Annotated in this window: 1 pseudogene; it reads right to left on the reverse strand. The window is 47.4% G+C overall.

From position 1 onward, the window contains the following. A pseudogene (locus CWC16_RS19980) lies at positions 1–289 on the reverse strand (IS30 family transposase); the annotation flags it as partial.

Genomic DNA, 289 nt, shown 5'->3' on the forward strand with positions numbered 1-289 from the left:
CACCTACACGTGAACGAAGCTCGACCACTTCAGGTCGCTCTGTTATATCGACACGATTGGGAATTAGGGAGCGACCTGCTTTGCGTTTACCACCTTTGCAGCGACGTTTTCCAAAGCGAGGCAGTTTTTTATACAGGGAACCCCCTTGAGCCTTATCGCTTGAAATGCGGCTGTATATGGTGGTGTGACTAAGAGTGATCTCAGGCACCTCTATTTTCATCATGTAACTAATGTTTTCAGGAGACCAGCCAAGCAGAAGGCCTTTTTCAATGATCGGCATTTGTCGTTC

This window comes from Pseudoalteromonas sp. S3776, assembly GCF_005886915.1.
Taxonomy (GTDB): Bacteria; Pseudomonadota; Gammaproteobacteria; order Enterobacterales; family Alteromonadaceae; genus Pseudoalteromonas.